Below are 14,417 nucleotides of genomic sequence, written 5' to 3' on the forward strand. Positions count from 1 at the left end.
AATGCCAACCATCAACCAACTGGTTCGCAAAGGCCGTCAGTCGGAAACGACGAAGAGCAAGAGCCCGGCCCTGCAGGACTGCCCCCAGCGTCGCGGCGTGTGCACCCGTGTGTACACGACGACGCCGAAGAAGCCGAACTCGGCACTCCGTAAGGTCGCCAAGGTTCGTCTGACGAACGGCTTCGAAGTGATTTCGTACATCGGCGGTGAAGGCCACAACCTGCAGGAACACTCGGTTGTGCTGATCCGCGGCGGCCGTGTGAAGGACTTGCCGGGTGTGCGTTACCACATGGTTCGCGGCTCGCTGGATACCCAGGGCGTCAAGGACCGTAAGCAAGCGCGCTCGAAGTACGGCGCGAAGCGTGCAAAGGCTGCAAAGTAAGCAGTTTTTGATCAGGGATCGCCACAGGGCGGTCAAGGCGGGAGTGCCGGATTGCCGGTGCTGTCGAGTAAGTGGTCACCCGGCCAAGCTGGTTAGTCGTGAAGATGTGATCGGGTTTGTTGGTGGCCGCGGAGCTGGAACCAGCTCCAACTGAACAAGTAAAGGAAGAATCATGCCGCGTCGTCGCGAAGTCCCCAAGCGGGAAGTGTTGCCGGATCCGAAGTTCGGTAACGTTGATGTAGCCAAGTTCATGAACATGCTGATGCTGTCCGGCAAGAAGTCGGTCGCAGAGCGCATCGTTTATGGCGCATTCGAACAAATCCAGACGAAGGGTGGCAAGGACCCGCTGGAAGTGTTCACGGTTGCGCTCAACAACGTCAAGCCGGTGGTCGAAGTGAAGAGCCGTCGCGTTGGTGGTGCCAACTATCAAGTTCCGGTCGAAGTGCGCCCGTCGCGTCGTATGGCATTGGCGATGCGCTGGCTGCGTGAGGCTGCGAAGAAGCGTAGCGAGAAGTCGATGGCCCTGCGCCTGGCAGGTGAACTCTCCGAAGCGGCCGAAGGCCGTGGCGGCGCGATGAAGAAGCGCGACGAAGTTCACCGCATGGCAGAAGCCAACCGCGCGTTCTCGCATTTCCGTTTCTAAGCGCCTGGCTGGGCTTTTAGCGGAAATAAATTCCGGGCGGGTGCGCTTTTCAGGCGCCTCGCCCGTTTGTGTTGAAGCATGATGCAGCAGGGCTGCATCGTGTCATCCCAGTAGAGGATCAAAGTGGCTCGCAAGACTCCTATCGAGCGCTACCGCAATATCGGTATTAGCGCTCACATCGACGCCGGCAAAACGACGACGACCGAGCGCATTCTGTTTTACACCGGTGTGAACCACAAGATCGGTGAAGTCCACGACGGCGCAGCCACGATGGACTGGATGGAGCAGGAACAGGAGCGTGGCATCACGATCACGTCCGCTGCTACCACCGCCTTCTGGAAGGGCATGGGCGGCAACTATCCGGAACACCGCATCAACATCATCGACACCCCGGGCCACGTCGACTTCACGATTGAAGTCGAGCGCTCGATGCGCGTGCTCGACGGCGCGTGCATGGTGTACTGCGCAGTGGGCGGCGTGCAGCCGCAGTCGGAAACGGTGTGGCGCCAGGCGAACAAGTACAAGGTGCCGCGTCTCGCGTTCGTCAACAAGATGGACCGTACCGGCGCGAACTTCTTCAAGGTCTACGACCAGCTCCGTCTGCGCCTGAAGGCGAACCCGGTTCCGGTCGTGGTGCCGATCGGCGCGGAAGAAAACTTCAAGGGCGTCGTCGACCTGATCAAGATGAAGGCGATCATTTGGGACGAAGCGTCGCAAGGCACGAAGTTCGACTACGTCGACATCCCGGCCGAGCTCGCAGAGACCTGCAAGGAATGGCGCGAAAAGATGGTCGAAGTGGCTGCTGAAGCCAGCGAAGACCTGATGAACAAGTACCTGGAAGAAGGCGATCTGCCGGAAGCCGACATCGTCAAGGCGCTGCGCGACCGTACGATCGCGTGCGAAATCCAGCCGATGCTGTGCGGTACCGCGTTCAAGAACAAGGGCGTGCAGCGTATGCTCGACGCCGTGATCGACTTCCTGCCGTCGCCGGTCGACATCCCGCCGGTCAAGGGCGAGCTCGAGAACGGTGAAGAAGCAGAGCGCAAGGCGTCGGACGAAGAGAAGTTCTCGTCGCTCGCGTTCAAGATCATGACCGACCCGTTCGTCGGCCAGCTGATCTTCTTCCGTGTGTACTCGGGCGTCGTCAACTCGGGCGACACGCTGCTGAACTCGACCAAGGGCAAGAAGGAGCGCCTGGGCCGTATTCTGCAGATGCACGCGAACCAGCGTGAAGAAATCAAGGAAGTCCGCGCAGGCGACATCGCCGCAGCGGTCGGCCTGAAGGAAGCGACCACCGGCGACACGCTGTGCGATCCGGCAAATCCGATCGTGCTCGAGCGCATGGTGTTCCCGGAGCCGGTGATTTCGCAGGCTGTCGAGCCGAAGACCAAGGCTGACCAGGAAAAGATGGGCCTCGCACTGAACCGCCTGGCTCAGGAAGATCCGTCGTTCCGCGTGCAGACCGACGAAGAGTCGGGCCAGACCATCATTTCGGGCATGGGCGAGCTCCACCTCGAAATTCTGGTCGACCGGATGAAGCGTGAATTCGGCGTGGAAGCAACCGTCGGCAAGCCGCAGGTTGCATACCGCGAAACGATCCGTTCGACGGCGAAGGACGTCGACGGCAAGTTCGTCAAGCAGTCGGGTGGTCGCGGCCAGTACGGTCACGCAGTCATCACGCTCGAGCCGAACGAACAAGGCAAGGGCTACGAGTTCTTCGACGAGATCAAGGGTGGTGTGATTCCGCGTGAATACATCCCGGCGGTCGACAAGGGTATCCAGGACACGCTGAAGTCGGGCGTGCTGGCTGGCTTCCCGGTCGTCGACGTGAAGGTTCACCTGACGTTCGGTTCGTACCACGACGTTGACTCGAACGAAAACGCGTTCCGCATGGCCGGTTCGATGGCGTTCAAGGAAGCAATGCGCAAGGCGAACCCGGTCGTCCTCGAGCCGATGATGGCTGTCGAAGTCGAGACGCCGGAAGACTACATGGGCAACGTGATGGGCGACCTGTCGGGCCGTCGCGGTATCGTCCAGGGCATGGAAGACATGGTTGGCGGCGGCAAGATCGTGCGCGCCGAAGTACCGCTGTCGGAAATGTTCGGTTACTCGACGTCGCTGCGCTCGCTGACGCAAGGTCGTGCAACGTACACGATGGAGTTCAAGCACTACGCTGAAGCTCCGCGCAACGTTGCTGACGCGATCATCAGCGCGAAGTCGAAGTAATTCGTTATCTCAATCGATAATTTTTGAAAGAAGAGAATCATGGCAAAAGGTAAATTCGAGCGGACCAAGCCGCACGTGAACGTTGGTACGATTGGTCACGTTGACCATGGCAAGACGACGCTGACGGCAGCGATCACGACGGTTCTGACGAAGAAGTTCGGCGGCGAAGCGAAGGCATACGACCAGATCGACGCGGCACCGGAAGAAAAGGCGCGCGGCATCACGATCAACACGGCACACGTCGAGTACGAAACGGCTAACCGCCACTACGCACACGTCGACTGCCCGGGCCACGCTGACTATGTGAAGAACATGATCACGGGCGCAGCGCAGATGGACGGCGCGATCCTGGTTTGCTCGGCAGCAGACGGCCCGATGCCGCAAACGCGTGAGCACATCCTGCTGGCGCGTCAGGTTGGCGTTCCGTACATCATCGTGTTCCTGAACAAGTGCGACATGGTGGACGACGCTGAACTGCTCGAGCTGGTCGAGATGGAAGTTCGCGAACTCCTGTCGAAGTACGACTTCCCGGGCGACGACACGCCGATCGTGAAGGGTTCGGCGAAGCTGGCGCTGGAAGGCGACACGGGCGAGCTGGGCGAAGTGGCGATCATGAGCCTGGCCGACGCGCTGGACACGTACATCCCGACGCCGGAGCGTGCAGTTGACGGCGCGTTCCTGATGCCGGTTGAAGACGTGTTCTCGATCTCGGGCCGTGGTACGGTTGTGACGGGTCGCGTTGAGCGCGGCATCGTGAAGGTCGGCGAAGAAATCGAAATCGTCGGTATCAAGCCGACGGTGAAGACGACCTGCACGGGCGTTGAAATGTTCCGCAAGCTGCTGGACCAAGGTCAAGCGGGCGACAACGTTGGTATCCTGCTGCGCGGCACGAAGCGTGAAGACGTGGAGCGTGGCCAGGTTCTGGCGAAGCCGGGTTCGATCACGCCGCACACGCACTTCACGGCTGAAGTGTACGTGCTGAGCAAGGACGAAGGCGGCCGTCACACGCCGTTCTTCAACAACTACCGTCCGCAGTTCTACTTCCGTACGACGGACGTGACGGGCTCGATCGAGCTGCCGAAGGACAAGGAAATGGTGATGCCGGGCGACAACGTGTCGATCACGGTGAAGCTGATCGCTCCGATCGCGATGGAAGAAGGTCTGCGCTTCGCAATCCGCGAAGGCGGCCGTACGGTCGGCGCCGGCGTCGTCGCCAAGATCATCGAGTAATATCGACGATCCGCGGATCCCGACGGGGTCCGCGATTCCGCGGTATGCAGTCCGTACCGTCGAAACCGGGTGTCCAGCTTGCGCTGGCACCCGGTTTTGTTTTTCCGTCACGCGAAAGCGCGGGGCGAGAAACTCGCACCATCGTTCCAGAATTTCGTGTAGAATCGCGGGCTTAGCAGTGGAAGTACCGTCCGGAACCTGATGTCTCGCTCCCCGCAGGCGTCAAGTTTCACGTTCTTTTAGTGTCCGGCGATGCAACATCGCCTCGCTCTTTCCAAGGAATCGTCATGCAGCAACAGAAAATCCGCATTCGCCTGAAGGCATTCGACTATCGTCTGATCGATCAATCGGCTGCCGAGATCGTCGATACCGCGAAGCGGACTGGCGCAATCGTCCGTGGCCCGGTGCCGCTGCCGACGCGCATTCAGCGTTTTGACATCCTGCGTTCGCCGCACGTCAACAAGACGTCGCGCGATCAGCTCGAAATCCGTACCCACCAGCGCCTGATGGACATCGTCGATCCGACCGACAAGACGGTTGACGCGCTGATGAAGCTCGACCTGCCGGCTGGCGTCGACGTGGAAATCAAGCTGCAGTAAGGCTTCCAGCGCCGGTCGGCTTGTCGGGCGGCGCTAAGTCTTTGATTGCTTGCGAAAAACGCGAGGGCGGGCTATAATGCTTGGCTTTTCGCGTATTCGCGTAAAAAAGTTGGGCCTTGCGTGCCCGGCATTTTGTAAATCAGCCCCGACCAATCGCAGTCGGGAATGGAGAAAATGATGAGCCTTGGACTCGTAGGTCGCAAGGTTGGCATGACCCGTATCTTCACGGCTGAAGGGGATTCGATTCCCGTCACCGTGCTGGACGTGTCGGACAACCGCGTGACGCAGATCAAGACTGTTGAAACCGACGGCTATACGGCCGTGCAGGTTGCATTCGGCTCCCGTCGTGCCTCGCGCGTGACGAAGCCGCTGGCAGGTCATCTCGCCAAAGCCGGTGTCGAAGCCGGTGAAATCCTCAAGGAATTCCGCATTGACGCGGCCAAGGCAGCCGAGCTGTCGAATGGCGCCGTGGTCGGTGCAGATCTTTTCGAAGTGGGCCAGAAGGTCGACGTGCAAGGCGTGTCGATCGGTAAGGGCTACGCCGGTACGATCAAGCGTTACAACTTCTCCTCCGGCCGTGCCACGCACGGTAACTCGCGCTCGCACAACGTGCCGGGCTCGATCGGTATGGCGCAGGATCCGGGTCGTGTTTTCCCGGGTAAACGCATGACGGGTCACATGGGTGACGTGACGGTGACGGTGCAGAACCTCGAAATCGCTCGTATCGACGCAGAGCGCAAGCTGCTGCTCGTGAAGGGTGCGATTCCGGGCGCGAAGGGCGGCAAGGTCTTCGTGACGCCGGCCGTCAAGACCAAGGGGGCGAAATAATGGAACTCAAGCTCCTGAACGAAAATGGTCAGGAAGGTGCAGTGGTCAACGCATCGGACGTCGTGTTCGGTCGTGACTACAACGAAGCGCTGATCCACCAGGTCGTCGTCGCTTACCAGGCGAATGCTCGCCAAGGTAACCGCGCACAGAAGGACCGTGAGCAAGTCAAGCACACGACGAAGAAGCCGTGGCGCCAGAAGGGTACGGGCCGCGCTCGTGCCGGTATGTCGTCGAGCCCGTTGTGGCGTGGCGGTGGTCGTATCTTCCCGAATTCGCCGGAAGAAAACTTCTCGCACAAGGTCAACAAGAAGATGCATCGCGCAGGTCTCTGCTCGATCTTCTCGCAGCTGGCCCGTGAAGGCCGTCTGTCGGTCGTCGAGGACATCATCCTCGAAGCGCCGAAGACCAAGCTGCTGGCCGAAAAATTCAAGACCATGGGTCTCGACTCCGTGCTGATCATCACCGACACGGTCGACGAGAACCTGTACCTGGCATCGCGCAACCTGCCGCACGTGGCAATTGTCGAGCCGCGCTACGCTGACCCGCTCTCGCTGATCTACTTCAAGAAAGTGCTGGTCACGAAGGCTGCGGTCGCCCAGATCGAGGAGTTGCTGTCATGAGCGAGATTCGCAAGAACGATCATCGTTTGATGCAGGTCCTGCTCGCACCGGTGATCTCGGAAAAGGCGACGCTGGTTGCCGACAAGAACGAGCAAGTCGTGTTCGAAGTCGCACCGGATGCCACGAAGCAGGAAGTGAAGGCGGCTGTCGAGCTGCTGTTCAAGGTTGAAGTTGATTCGGTCAACGTGCTGGTTCAGAAGGGCAAGCAAAAGCGCTTCGGCCGTTCGATGGGCCGCCGCAAGGACGTGAAGAAGGCGTACGTTTGCCTGAAGCCCGGCCAGGAAATCAACTTTGAAGCGGAGGCCAAGTAATCATGGCAATCGTTAAAGTTAAGCCGACATCGCCGGGTCGCCGCGCGATGGTCAAGGTGGTCAACAAGAACCTGCACCAGGGCAAGCCGTTCGCGGCACTGCTCGACTCGCAGAGCTCGACCGCCGGCCGTAACAACAACGGTCGTATCACCACGCGTCACAAGGGTGGTGGTCACAAGCAGCACTACCGTATCGTCGATTTCCGTCGCACGAAGGATGGCATCCCGGCAAAGGTCGAGCGTCTCGAGTACGACCCGAACCGTAGCGCGAACATCGCGCTGGTGCTCTACGCAGACGGCGAGCGTCGCTACATCATCGCCCCGAAGGGCCTGACCGTCGGCCAACAGCTGATGTCGGGTTCGGAAGCGCCGATCCGCGCAGGCAACACGCTGCCGATCCGCAACATTCCGGTCGGTACGACGATCCACTGCATCGAGATGCTGCCGGGCAAGGGCGCGCAAATGGCGCGTTCGGCTGGTACGTCGGCCATGCTGCTGGCGCGTGAAGGCGTCTACGCGCAGGTTCGTCTGCGTTCGGGCGAAATCCGCCGCGTGCACATCGAGTGCCGTGCAACGATCGGTGAAGTCGGCAACGAAGAGCATAGCCTGCGCCAGATCGGCAAGGCTGGCGCGAACCGCTGGCGCGGTATCCGCCCGACGGTGCGTGGCGTTGCGATGAACCCGGTTGATCACCCGCACGGTGGTGGTGAGGGCAAGACGGCTGCAGGTCGCGATCCGGTTAGCCCGTGGGGTACGCCGGCTAAGGGTTATCGCACCCGTAGCAACAAGCGCACGACGACGATGATCGTCCAGCGCCGTCACAAGCGTTAAGGAGTAGGCAATGGCACGTTCTGTTAAAAAAGGTCCGTTCTGCGACGCCCATTTGCTGAAGAAAGTTGAGGCGGCTGCAGCTTCGCGCGACAAAAAGCCGATCAAGACCTGGTCGCGTCGCTCGACGATTCTGCCGGATTTCATCGGCCTGACGATCGCTGTTCACAACGGCCGTCAACACGTTCCGGTGTACATCTCGGAAAACATGGTCGGCCACAAGCTTGGCGAGTTCGCACTGACCCGTACGTTCAAGGGTCACGCAGCCGACAAGAAGGCCAAGAAATAAGGGGCAATCAAGATGGAAGTGAAAGCAATTCATCGCGGTGCCCGCATCTCGGCGCAGAAAACGCGCCTTGTGGCTGACCAGATCCGCGGTTTGCCGGTCGACAAGGCGCTGAACGTTCTGACGTTCTCGCCGAAGAAGGCGGCTGGCATCGTGAAGAAGGTTGTGCTGTCGGCAATCGCGAATGCGGAGCACAACGAAGGCGCTGATATCGACGAGCTCAAGATCAAGAGCATCTACGTCGACAAGGCTGCATCGCTCAAGCGTTTCACCGCGCGCGCCAAGGGCCGCGGTAACCGCATCGAGAAGCAATCCTGTCACATCACTGTGACGGTCGGGAATTAAGGAGCCATACGATGGGACAGAAAATTCATCCGACTGGCTTCCGCCTGGCTGTCAGCCGCAATTGGGCTTCGCGTTGGTACGCGAACAACAACAATTTCGCGGCGATGCTGCAGGAAGACATCGGTGTTCGTGAATACCTGAAGAAGAAGCTGAAGAACGCTTCGGTCGGTCGGGTGGTCATCGAGCGTCCGGCGAAGAACGCGCGCATCACGATTTACAGCTCGCGTCCGGGCGTGGTCATCGGCAAGAAGGGCGAGGATATCGAACAGCTGAAGACGGAACTGCAACGCCGCATGGGCGTGCCGGTTCACGTCAACATCGAAGAAATCCGCAAGCCGGAAACCGATGCTCAGCTGATCGCTGACTCGATCACGCAACAGCTCGAGCGCCGGATCATGTTCCGTCGCGCGATGAAGCGTGCGATGCAGAACGCGATGCGTCTGGGTGCCCAAGGCATCAAGATCATGAGCGCAGGCCGTCTGAACGGTATCGAAATCGCTCGTACGGAGTGGTATCGCGAAGGTCGCGTGCCGCTTCACACGCTGCGTGCTGATATCGACTACGCGACCTCGGAAGCGAAGACGACTTACGGGATCATCGGCGTCAAGGTGTGGGTCTACAAGGGCGATACGCTCGGCCGCAACGACGCACCGGTGGTGGAAGAAGTAGCCGAAGACAAGCGTCCGCGTCGCAATGCGCGTCCGGGCGACCGTCGTCCGCGCCGTGACGGCGAAGGCGGCGCTCCGGGTGCTCGTCGTGGCGCACCGCGCCGTGGCGCCGGCAAGCCCGAAGACGGCAAGACTGGAGAATAACGATGCTGCAACCGAAACGCAGAAAGTATCGTAAAGAGCAGAAGGGTCGTAACACCGGCAAGGCGACGCGCGGCAACGCAGTGTCGTTCGGTGAATTCGGCCTGAAGGCTATCGGTCGCGGTCGTTTGACCGCACGCCAGATTGAAGCGGCGCGTCGTGCAATGACGCGTCACATCAAGCGTGGCGGCCGCATCTGGATCCGGATCTTCCCGGACAAGCCGATTTCGCAGAAGCCGGCCGAAGTGCGTATGGGTAACGGTAAGGGTAACCCGGAGTACTACGTCGCCGAGATTCAGCCGGGCAAGATGCTCTATGAAATGGACGGCGTAACCGAAGAACTGGCACGCGAAGCGTTCCGTCTGGCTGCAGCCAAGCTGCCGCTGAAGACGGCGTTCATCGTGCGCCAGCTCGGCGCCTAAGGAGAAAATATGAAGGCTTCCGAACTTCTCCAGAAAGACCAGGCCGCGCTCAACAAGGAGCTGGCGGACCTGCTGAAGGCGCAATTCGGCCTGCGCATGCAACTCGCGACCCAGCAGCTCACCAACACGAGCCAGCTGAAGAAGGTTCGTCGCGACATCGCACGTGTGCGGACCGTCATGACTCAGAAGGCGAACCAGAAATGAACGATAGCGTGAAAACCTCGCTGAAGCGGACGCTGGTCGGTCGGGTCGTCAGCAACAAGATGGACAAGACCGTCACCGTGCTGATCGAGCACCGCGTCAAGCACCCGATCTACGGCAAGTATGTCGTGCGTTCGAAGAAGTACCACGCGCACGATGAAGCGAACACCTACAACGAAGGCGATCTCGTCGAAATCCAGGAAACGCGTCCTGTTTCGAAGACGAAGGCCTGGACGGTGTCGCGCCTCGTCGAAGCAGCTCGCGTCATCTAAGCGGGCAGCGCAGTAGGCAGTAACAGGCACTTCTCCGCGAAGTGCTTGAAATCGCAAAGTATTTGCTTGCGTGACCAGGATTATTTGTTATAATCCTGGTCTTCCCTCTTTATGGGAGCCCCGTCGCGGGCGAAGTTGGTGGGGGAAGCGGACTGGCGCCTGCCTGTCCGAAAGATTCACCGAATTGCGATGGCGGGTTTCGTTTGCCGTCGCTGCTGTTCCAACCCAAGCAGCCGATTGGCTGACGGGACCAAGACTGACCGAATGCATCATGGTGGTGCATCCGGATTAAGTTGGGAAAGACAAACCATGATCCAGACCGAATCTCGGCTCGAAGTAGCCGACAACACGGGTGCACGTGAAGTCCTGTGCATCAAGGTGCTCGGCGGCTCGAAGCGTCGTTATGCCGGCATTGGCGACATCATCAAGGTGAGCGTCAAAGAGGCAACGCCGCGCGGGCGCGTGAAGAAAGGCGAAATCTACAACGCCGTGGTGGTTCGCACCGCCAAGGGCGTGCGCCGTCAAGACGGCTCGCTGATCAAGTTCGACGGCAACGCCGCTGTGCTTTTGAATAACAAGCTCGAGCCGATCGGCACCCGTATCTTCGGGCCGGTCACGCGTGAGCTGCGTAGCGAACGATTCATGAAGATCGTTTCGCTGGCGCCGGAAGTGCTGTAAGGAGTCGCGATGAACAAGATTCGCAAAGGTGACGAAGTCATCGTCGTCACTGGCAAGGACAAGGGCAAGCGCGGCGTCGTGCTGGCAGTCGGTGCAGAGCATGTGACGGTTGAAGGTATCAACCTCGTCAAGAAGCATGTGAAGCCGAACCCGATGAAGGGTACGACTGGCGGCGTGGAAGCGAAGACGATGCCCCTGCATATTTCGAACGTCGCACTGGTCGACGCGAATGGCAAGGCGTCGCGTGTTGGCATCAAGGTCGAGGAAGGCAAGAAGGTTCGCTTCCTGAAGACGACCGGTGCTGTACTGAGCGCCTGACGCAGCGGAGTAAAAAATGGCTCGTTTTCAAGAGTTTTACAAAGAAAAGGTTGTGCCCGGCCTGATCGAGAAGTTCGGTTACAAGTCGGTCATGGAAGTGCCGCGCATCACCAAGATCACGCTGAACATGGGTCTTGGCGAAGCGATCGCTGACAAGAAGATCATCGAGAACGCCGTTGGCGACCTCACGAAGATCGCTGGTCAGAAGCCGGTCGTGACGAAGGCGCGCAAGGCAATCGCAGGCTTCAAGATCCGCCAGGGTTACCCGATCGGCGCGATGGTGACGCTGCGTGGCCAAGCAATGTACGAATTCCTCGACCGTTTCGTGACGGTCGCCCTGCCCCGCGTGCGTGACTTCCGCGGTGTGTCGGGTCGTGCTTTCGATGGCCGTGGCAACTACAACATCGGTGTGAAAGAGCAGATCATTTTCCCCGAAATCGACTACGACAAGATCGACGCACTGCGTGGGCTGAACATCAGCATCACGACGACTGCGAAGACCGACGACGAAGCAAAGGCTCTGCTCGCCAGCTTCAAGTTCCCGTTCAGAAACTGAGGTTACCGTGGCTAAACTGGCACTGATCGAACGTGAAAAGAAGCGCGCCCGCCTGGTCGCGAAGTTCGCAGCAAAGCGCGATGCGCTGAAGGCGATCGTCGAAGACCAAAGCAAGTCGGAAGAAGAGCGCTACGAAGCACGCCTTGAGCTGCAGCAACTGCCCCGCAACGCAAACCCGACCCGCCAGCGTAACCGCTGCGCGATCACGGGCCGTCCGCGTGGCACGTTCCGTAAATTCGGCCTCGCGCGTAACAAGATTCGTGAAATCGCATTCCGTGGCGAGATTCCTGGCCTGACCAAGGCGAGCTGGTAATAGGAGAAACGTAAATGAGCATGAGTGATCCTATCGCCGATATGCTGACTCGCATCCGCAACGGGCAGATGGTCGAGAAGGTATCGGTGTCGATGCCCTCGTCGAAAGTCAAGGTTGCAATCGCGCAAGTCCTGAAAGACGAAGGCTATATCGACGATTTCGCCGTGAAGGCGGAAGGTGCGAAGTCCGAACTGAATATCGCGCTGAAGTACTACGCTGGTCGTCCGGTTATCGAACGCATCGAACGCGTGTCGAAGCCTGGCCTGCGCGTGTACCGCGGCCGTAACGACATCCCGCAGGTCATGAATGGCCTCGGTGTGGCCATCGTGTCGACGCCGAAGGGCGTGATGACCGACCGCAAGGCGCGCGCTACCGGCGTCGGCGGCGAAGTCATCTGCTACGTCGCTTAAAGCCGAGGAGAGAGAAACATGTCTCGAGTAGGTAAGAGCCCGATCGCGCTGCAAGGCGCGGAAGTCAAGCTGGCCGACGGTGCGATCACCGTCAAGGGCCCGCTGGGCACCATCACGCAAGCGATCAATCCGCTCGTGAACGTGGCGAACAACGACGGCACGCTGAACCTGTCGCCGGTGGACGAAAGCCGCGAAGCAAATGCACTGTCGGGCACGATGCGCGCGATTATCGCGAATGCCGTGCACGGCGTGACGAAGGGTTTCGAGCGCAAGCTGACGCTGGTTGGCGTCGGTTATCGTGCGCAAGCGCAAGGCGACAAGCTGAACCTGTCGCTGGGTTTCTCGCACCCGGTGGTGCACCAGATGCCGGAAGGCGTCAAGGCAGAAACCCCGACGCAAACCGAAATCGTGATCAAGGGGATCAACAAGCAACAAGTCGGTCAAGTGGCTGCGGAAGTCCGCGGTTACCGTCCGCCGGAGCCCTACAAGGGCAAGGGCGTGCGCTATTCCGACGAGGTTGTGATCCTCAAAGAAACGAAGAAGAAGTAAGGGTGCGCAATCATGGATAAGACTCAATCTCGCCTGCGCCGCGCTCGCCAGACGCGTATCAAGATCGCTGAGCTGCAGGTCGCGCGTCTCGCCGTGCATCGCACGAACACGCACATCTACGCTCAAGTGTTCTCGCCCTGCGGCACCAAGGTGCTCGCCAGCGCGTCGACGCTCGAAGCTGAAGTGCGCGCAGAACTGGCCGACAAGTCGGGCAAGGGCGGCAACGTCAATGCTGCGACGCTGATCGGCAAGCGTATTGCCGAAAAGGCAAAGGCTGCCGGCATCGAATCCGTCGCCTTCGACCGCTCGGGCTTCCGCTACCACGGCCGCGTCAAGGCGCTGGCTGAGGCAGCTCGCGAAGCTGGGCTCAAGTTCTAAGGAAGGAATTCGTCATGGCAAAGATGCAAGCGAAAGTTCAGGCTGACGAGCGCGACGACGGCCTTCGCGAAAAGATGATTTCGGTCAATCGCGTGACCAAGGTCGTGAAGGGTGGCCGTATTCTCGGCTTCGCCGCACTGACCGTGGTTGGCGACGGTGATGGCCGCATCGGTATGGGCAAGGGCAAGGCGAAGGAAGTGCCGGTCGCTGTCCAGAAGGCAATGGAACAAGCTCGCCGCAACATGTTCAAGGTGCCGCTCAAGAACGGCACGCTGCAACACGAAGTGCACGGCAAGCATGGCGCATCCGCTGTCCTCCTCGCTCCGGCGAAGGCAGGTACGGGCGTGATCGCCGGCGGCCCGATGCGCGCAGTGTTCGACGTGATGGGCGTTCAGAACGTCGTGGCGAAGAGCCACGGTTCGACGAACCCGTACAACCTCGTTCGCGCCACGCTGGACGGTCTGCGCAAGCAGTCCACCCCGGCAGACATCGCGGCGAAGCGCGGCAAGTCCGTCGAAGAAATTTTGGGCTAAGCCCGGGTGGTCACCATGTCTGAAAAAACTGTCAAGGTTCAGCTCGTTAAGAGCCTGATCGGGACCCGCGAATCGCACCGCGCGACCGTGCGTGGCCTGGGCCTGCGCCGACTCAACTCGGTCAGCGAGCTTCAGGACACGCCGGCGGTCCGCGGCATGATCAACAAGGTCTCGTACCTCGTTAAGGTCATCGCGTAAGCGGCCCTACGGATCAAGGAGTTGATATGGAATTGAATAACCTGAAGCCGGCAGCTGGCGCCAAGCACGCCAAGCGTCGCGTCGGCCGCGGCATCGGTTCGGGCCTCGGCAAGACGGCTGGCCGTGGTCACAAGGGTCAGAAATCGCGTTCGGGCGGCTTCCACAAAGTCGGTTTCGAAGGCGGTCAGATGCCTCTGCAACGTCGTCTGCCGAAGCGCGGTTTCACGTCGCTGACGAAGGAATTCGTCGGTGAAGTGCGCCTGAGCGACCTCGAGAAGCTGCCGGTCGACGAGATCGATCTGCTCGCACTGAAGCAAGCCGGCCTGGTCGGTGAGCTGACGAAGAGCGCAAAGATCATCGCGACGGGCGAACTGAAGCGCAAGATCGTCGTGAAGGGTCTCGGTGCCACCAAGGGTGCGCGCGCTGCGATCGAAGCGGCTGGCGGTTCGTTCGCCGAGTGACACGCGTAGCGCGTCGTCACTT

General features: G+C 59.9%; 25 protein-coding genes. All 25 read left to right on the plus strand.

Features of this window, described 5'->3' with window-relative positions; genetic code table 11:
- Position 1: 1 nt before the first annotated feature.
- The 25 genes from rpsL to rplO all read left to right on the plus strand — a co-directional run bounded on the left by rpsL (position 2) and on the right by rplO (position 14,395).
- Positions 2-382, plus strand: a complete 381-nt coding sequence (rpsL, locus tag C5O79_RS28535; RefSeq protein ID WP_006400662.1) for a 30S ribosomal protein S12 — start codon at positions 2-4, stop codon at positions 380-382.
- A 172-nt stretch (positions 383-554) separates the two neighbouring features.
- Positions 555-1,025, plus strand: coding sequence for a 30S ribosomal protein S7 (gene rpsG, locus C5O79_RS28540; RefSeq protein ID WP_006477195.1), 471 nt, complete (start codon positions 555-557; stop codon positions 1,023-1,025).
- Positions 1,026-1,148: 123 nt separating this feature from the next.
- Complete coding sequence (fusA, locus tag C5O79_RS28545; protein WP_039339232.1) at positions 1,149-3,251, plus strand: elongation factor G; 2,103 nt, start codon at positions 1,149-1,151, stop codon at positions 3,249-3,251.
- A gap of 39 nt (positions 3,252-3,290) precedes the next feature.
- A complete protein-coding gene (tuf, locus tag C5O79_RS28550) occupies positions 3,291-4,481 on the plus strand; it encodes an elongation factor Tu (RefSeq protein ID WP_011350666.1) in 1,191 nt (396 codons plus the stop codon).
- Positions 4,482-4,768: 287 nt separating this feature from the next.
- On the plus strand, positions 4,769-5,080 hold the full coding sequence (gene rpsJ / locus C5O79_RS28555; protein ID WP_004199280.1) for a 30S ribosomal protein S10: 312 nt from the start codon (positions 4,769-4,771) through the stop codon (positions 5,078-5,080).
- 177 nt (positions 5,081-5,257) lie between these two features.
- The gene (rplC, locus tag C5O79_RS28560; protein ID WP_006482922.1) at positions 5,258-5,908 is read left to right on the plus strand and encodes a 50S ribosomal protein L3; all 651 of its coding nucleotides are present in this window, start codon (positions 5,258-5,260) and stop codon (positions 5,906-5,908) included.
- Entirely contained in the window at positions 5,908-6,528 is a 621-nt protein-coding gene (gene rplD / locus C5O79_RS28565; protein ID WP_011350675.1) for a 50S ribosomal protein L4, read from the plus strand. The genes rplC and rplD overlap by 1 nt, the downstream gene beginning before the upstream one ends.
- Positions 6,525-6,839 (plus strand): 50S ribosomal protein L23, encoded by a 315-nt coding sequence (rplW, locus tag C5O79_RS28570; protein WP_004199275.1) that lies wholly within the window; start codon positions 6,525-6,527, stop codon positions 6,837-6,839. Before rplD ends, rplW begins: the two co-directional genes overlap by 4 nt.
- A gap of 2 nt (positions 6,840-6,841) precedes the next feature.
- Positions 6,842-7,669, plus strand: a complete 828-nt coding sequence (gene rplB, locus C5O79_RS28575; RefSeq protein ID WP_006482900.1) for a 50S ribosomal protein L2 — start codon at positions 6,842-6,844, stop codon at positions 7,667-7,669.
- Positions 7,670-7,679: 10 nt separating this feature from the next.
- Positions 7,680-7,955, plus strand: coding sequence for a 30S ribosomal protein S19 (gene rpsS, locus C5O79_RS28580; protein ID WP_004199273.1), 276 nt, complete (start codon positions 7,680-7,682; stop codon positions 7,953-7,955).
- Between the two features lie 12 nt (positions 7,956-7,967).
- Positions 7,968-8,297, plus strand: a complete 330-nt coding sequence (gene rplV, locus C5O79_RS28585) for a 50S ribosomal protein L22 (protein ID WP_004199272.1) — start codon at positions 7,968-7,970, stop codon at positions 8,295-8,297.
- An 11-nt stretch (positions 8,298-8,308) separates the two neighbouring features.
- On the plus strand, positions 8,309-9,109 hold the full coding sequence (rpsC, locus tag C5O79_RS28590) for a 30S ribosomal protein S3 (protein ID WP_006482899.1): 801 nt from the start codon (positions 8,309-8,311) through the stop codon (positions 9,107-9,109).
- A gap of 2 nt (positions 9,110-9,111) precedes the next feature.
- Complete coding sequence (gene rplP / locus C5O79_RS28595) at positions 9,112-9,528, plus strand: 50S ribosomal protein L16 (RefSeq protein WP_006482873.1); 417 nt, start codon at positions 9,112-9,114, stop codon at positions 9,526-9,528.
- Between the two features lie 9 nt (positions 9,529-9,537).
- Positions 9,538-9,732: a 50S ribosomal protein L29 gene (gene rpmC / locus C5O79_RS28600; RefSeq protein ID WP_006400652.1), complete on the plus strand. Its 195-nt coding sequence runs from the start codon at positions 9,538-9,540 to the stop codon at positions 9,730-9,732.
- On the plus strand, positions 9,729-10,001 hold the full coding sequence (gene rpsQ / locus C5O79_RS28605) for a 30S ribosomal protein S17 (RefSeq protein ID WP_006477189.1): 273 nt from the start codon (positions 9,729-9,731) through the stop codon (positions 9,999-10,001). The genes rpmC and rpsQ overlap by 4 nt, the downstream gene beginning before the upstream one ends.
- Positions 10,002-10,310: 309 nt before the next feature.
- The gene (rplN, locus tag C5O79_RS28610; protein WP_006482918.1) at positions 10,311-10,679 is read left to right on the plus strand and encodes a 50S ribosomal protein L14; all 369 of its coding nucleotides are present in this window, start codon (positions 10,311-10,313) and stop codon (positions 10,677-10,679) included.
- 9 nt (positions 10,680-10,688) lie between these two features.
- Positions 10,689-10,997, plus strand: coding sequence for a 50S ribosomal protein L24 (gene rplX, locus C5O79_RS28615; protein ID WP_006477187.1), 309 nt, complete (start codon positions 10,689-10,691; stop codon positions 10,995-10,997).
- Positions 10,998-11,013: 16 nt separating this feature from the next.
- Positions 11,014-11,553 carry a 50S ribosomal protein L5 gene (gene rplE / locus C5O79_RS28620; protein WP_006477186.1) on the plus strand — a complete coding sequence of 180 codons (540 nt, stop codon included), beginning with the start codon at positions 11,014-11,016 and terminating at the stop codon, positions 11,551-11,553.
- A gap of 7 nt (positions 11,554-11,560) precedes the next feature.
- A complete protein-coding gene (gene rpsN / locus C5O79_RS28625) occupies positions 11,561-11,866 on the plus strand; it encodes a 30S ribosomal protein S14 (RefSeq protein WP_011350676.1) in 306 nt (101 codons plus the stop codon).
- Between the two features lie 14 nt (positions 11,867-11,880).
- Positions 11,881-12,276 carry a 30S ribosomal protein S8 gene (gene rpsH / locus C5O79_RS28630; RefSeq protein ID WP_011350677.1) on the plus strand — a complete coding sequence of 132 codons (396 nt, stop codon included), beginning with the start codon at positions 11,881-11,883 and terminating at the stop codon, positions 12,274-12,276.
- Between the two features lie 18 nt (positions 12,277-12,294).
- Complete coding sequence (rplF, locus tag C5O79_RS28635; RefSeq protein ID WP_006758786.1) at positions 12,295-12,825, plus strand: 50S ribosomal protein L6; 531 nt, start codon at positions 12,295-12,297, stop codon at positions 12,823-12,825.
- A gap of 12 nt (positions 12,826-12,837) precedes the next feature.
- Positions 12,838-13,203 (plus strand): 50S ribosomal protein L18, encoded by a 366-nt coding sequence (rplR, locus tag C5O79_RS28640; protein WP_006477183.1) that lies wholly within the window; start codon positions 12,838-12,840, stop codon positions 13,201-13,203.
- Between the two features lie 14 nt (positions 13,204-13,217).
- Positions 13,218-13,736 (plus strand): 30S ribosomal protein S5, encoded by a 519-nt coding sequence (gene rpsE / locus C5O79_RS28645; RefSeq protein WP_006482895.1) that lies wholly within the window; start codon positions 13,218-13,220, stop codon positions 13,734-13,736.
- A 15-nt stretch (positions 13,737-13,751) separates the two neighbouring features.
- A complete protein-coding gene (gene rpmD / locus C5O79_RS28650; RefSeq protein ID WP_006400644.1) occupies positions 13,752-13,934 on the plus strand; it encodes a 50S ribosomal protein L30 in 183 nt (60 codons plus the stop codon).
- A gap of 26 nt (positions 13,935-13,960) precedes the next feature.
- Positions 13,961-14,395: a 50S ribosomal protein L15 gene (gene rplO, locus C5O79_RS28655; RefSeq protein WP_006477180.1), complete on the plus strand. Its 435-nt coding sequence runs from the start codon at positions 13,961-13,963 to the stop codon at positions 14,393-14,395.
- The last annotated feature ends 22 nt before the right edge of the window (positions 14,396-14,417 follow it).

Origin of the sequence: Burkholderia sp. SRS-25 (assembly GCF_004343765.1) — a bacterium.
Classification (GTDB): domain Bacteria; phylum Pseudomonadota; class Gammaproteobacteria; order Burkholderiales; family Burkholderiaceae; genus Burkholderia; species Burkholderia contaminans.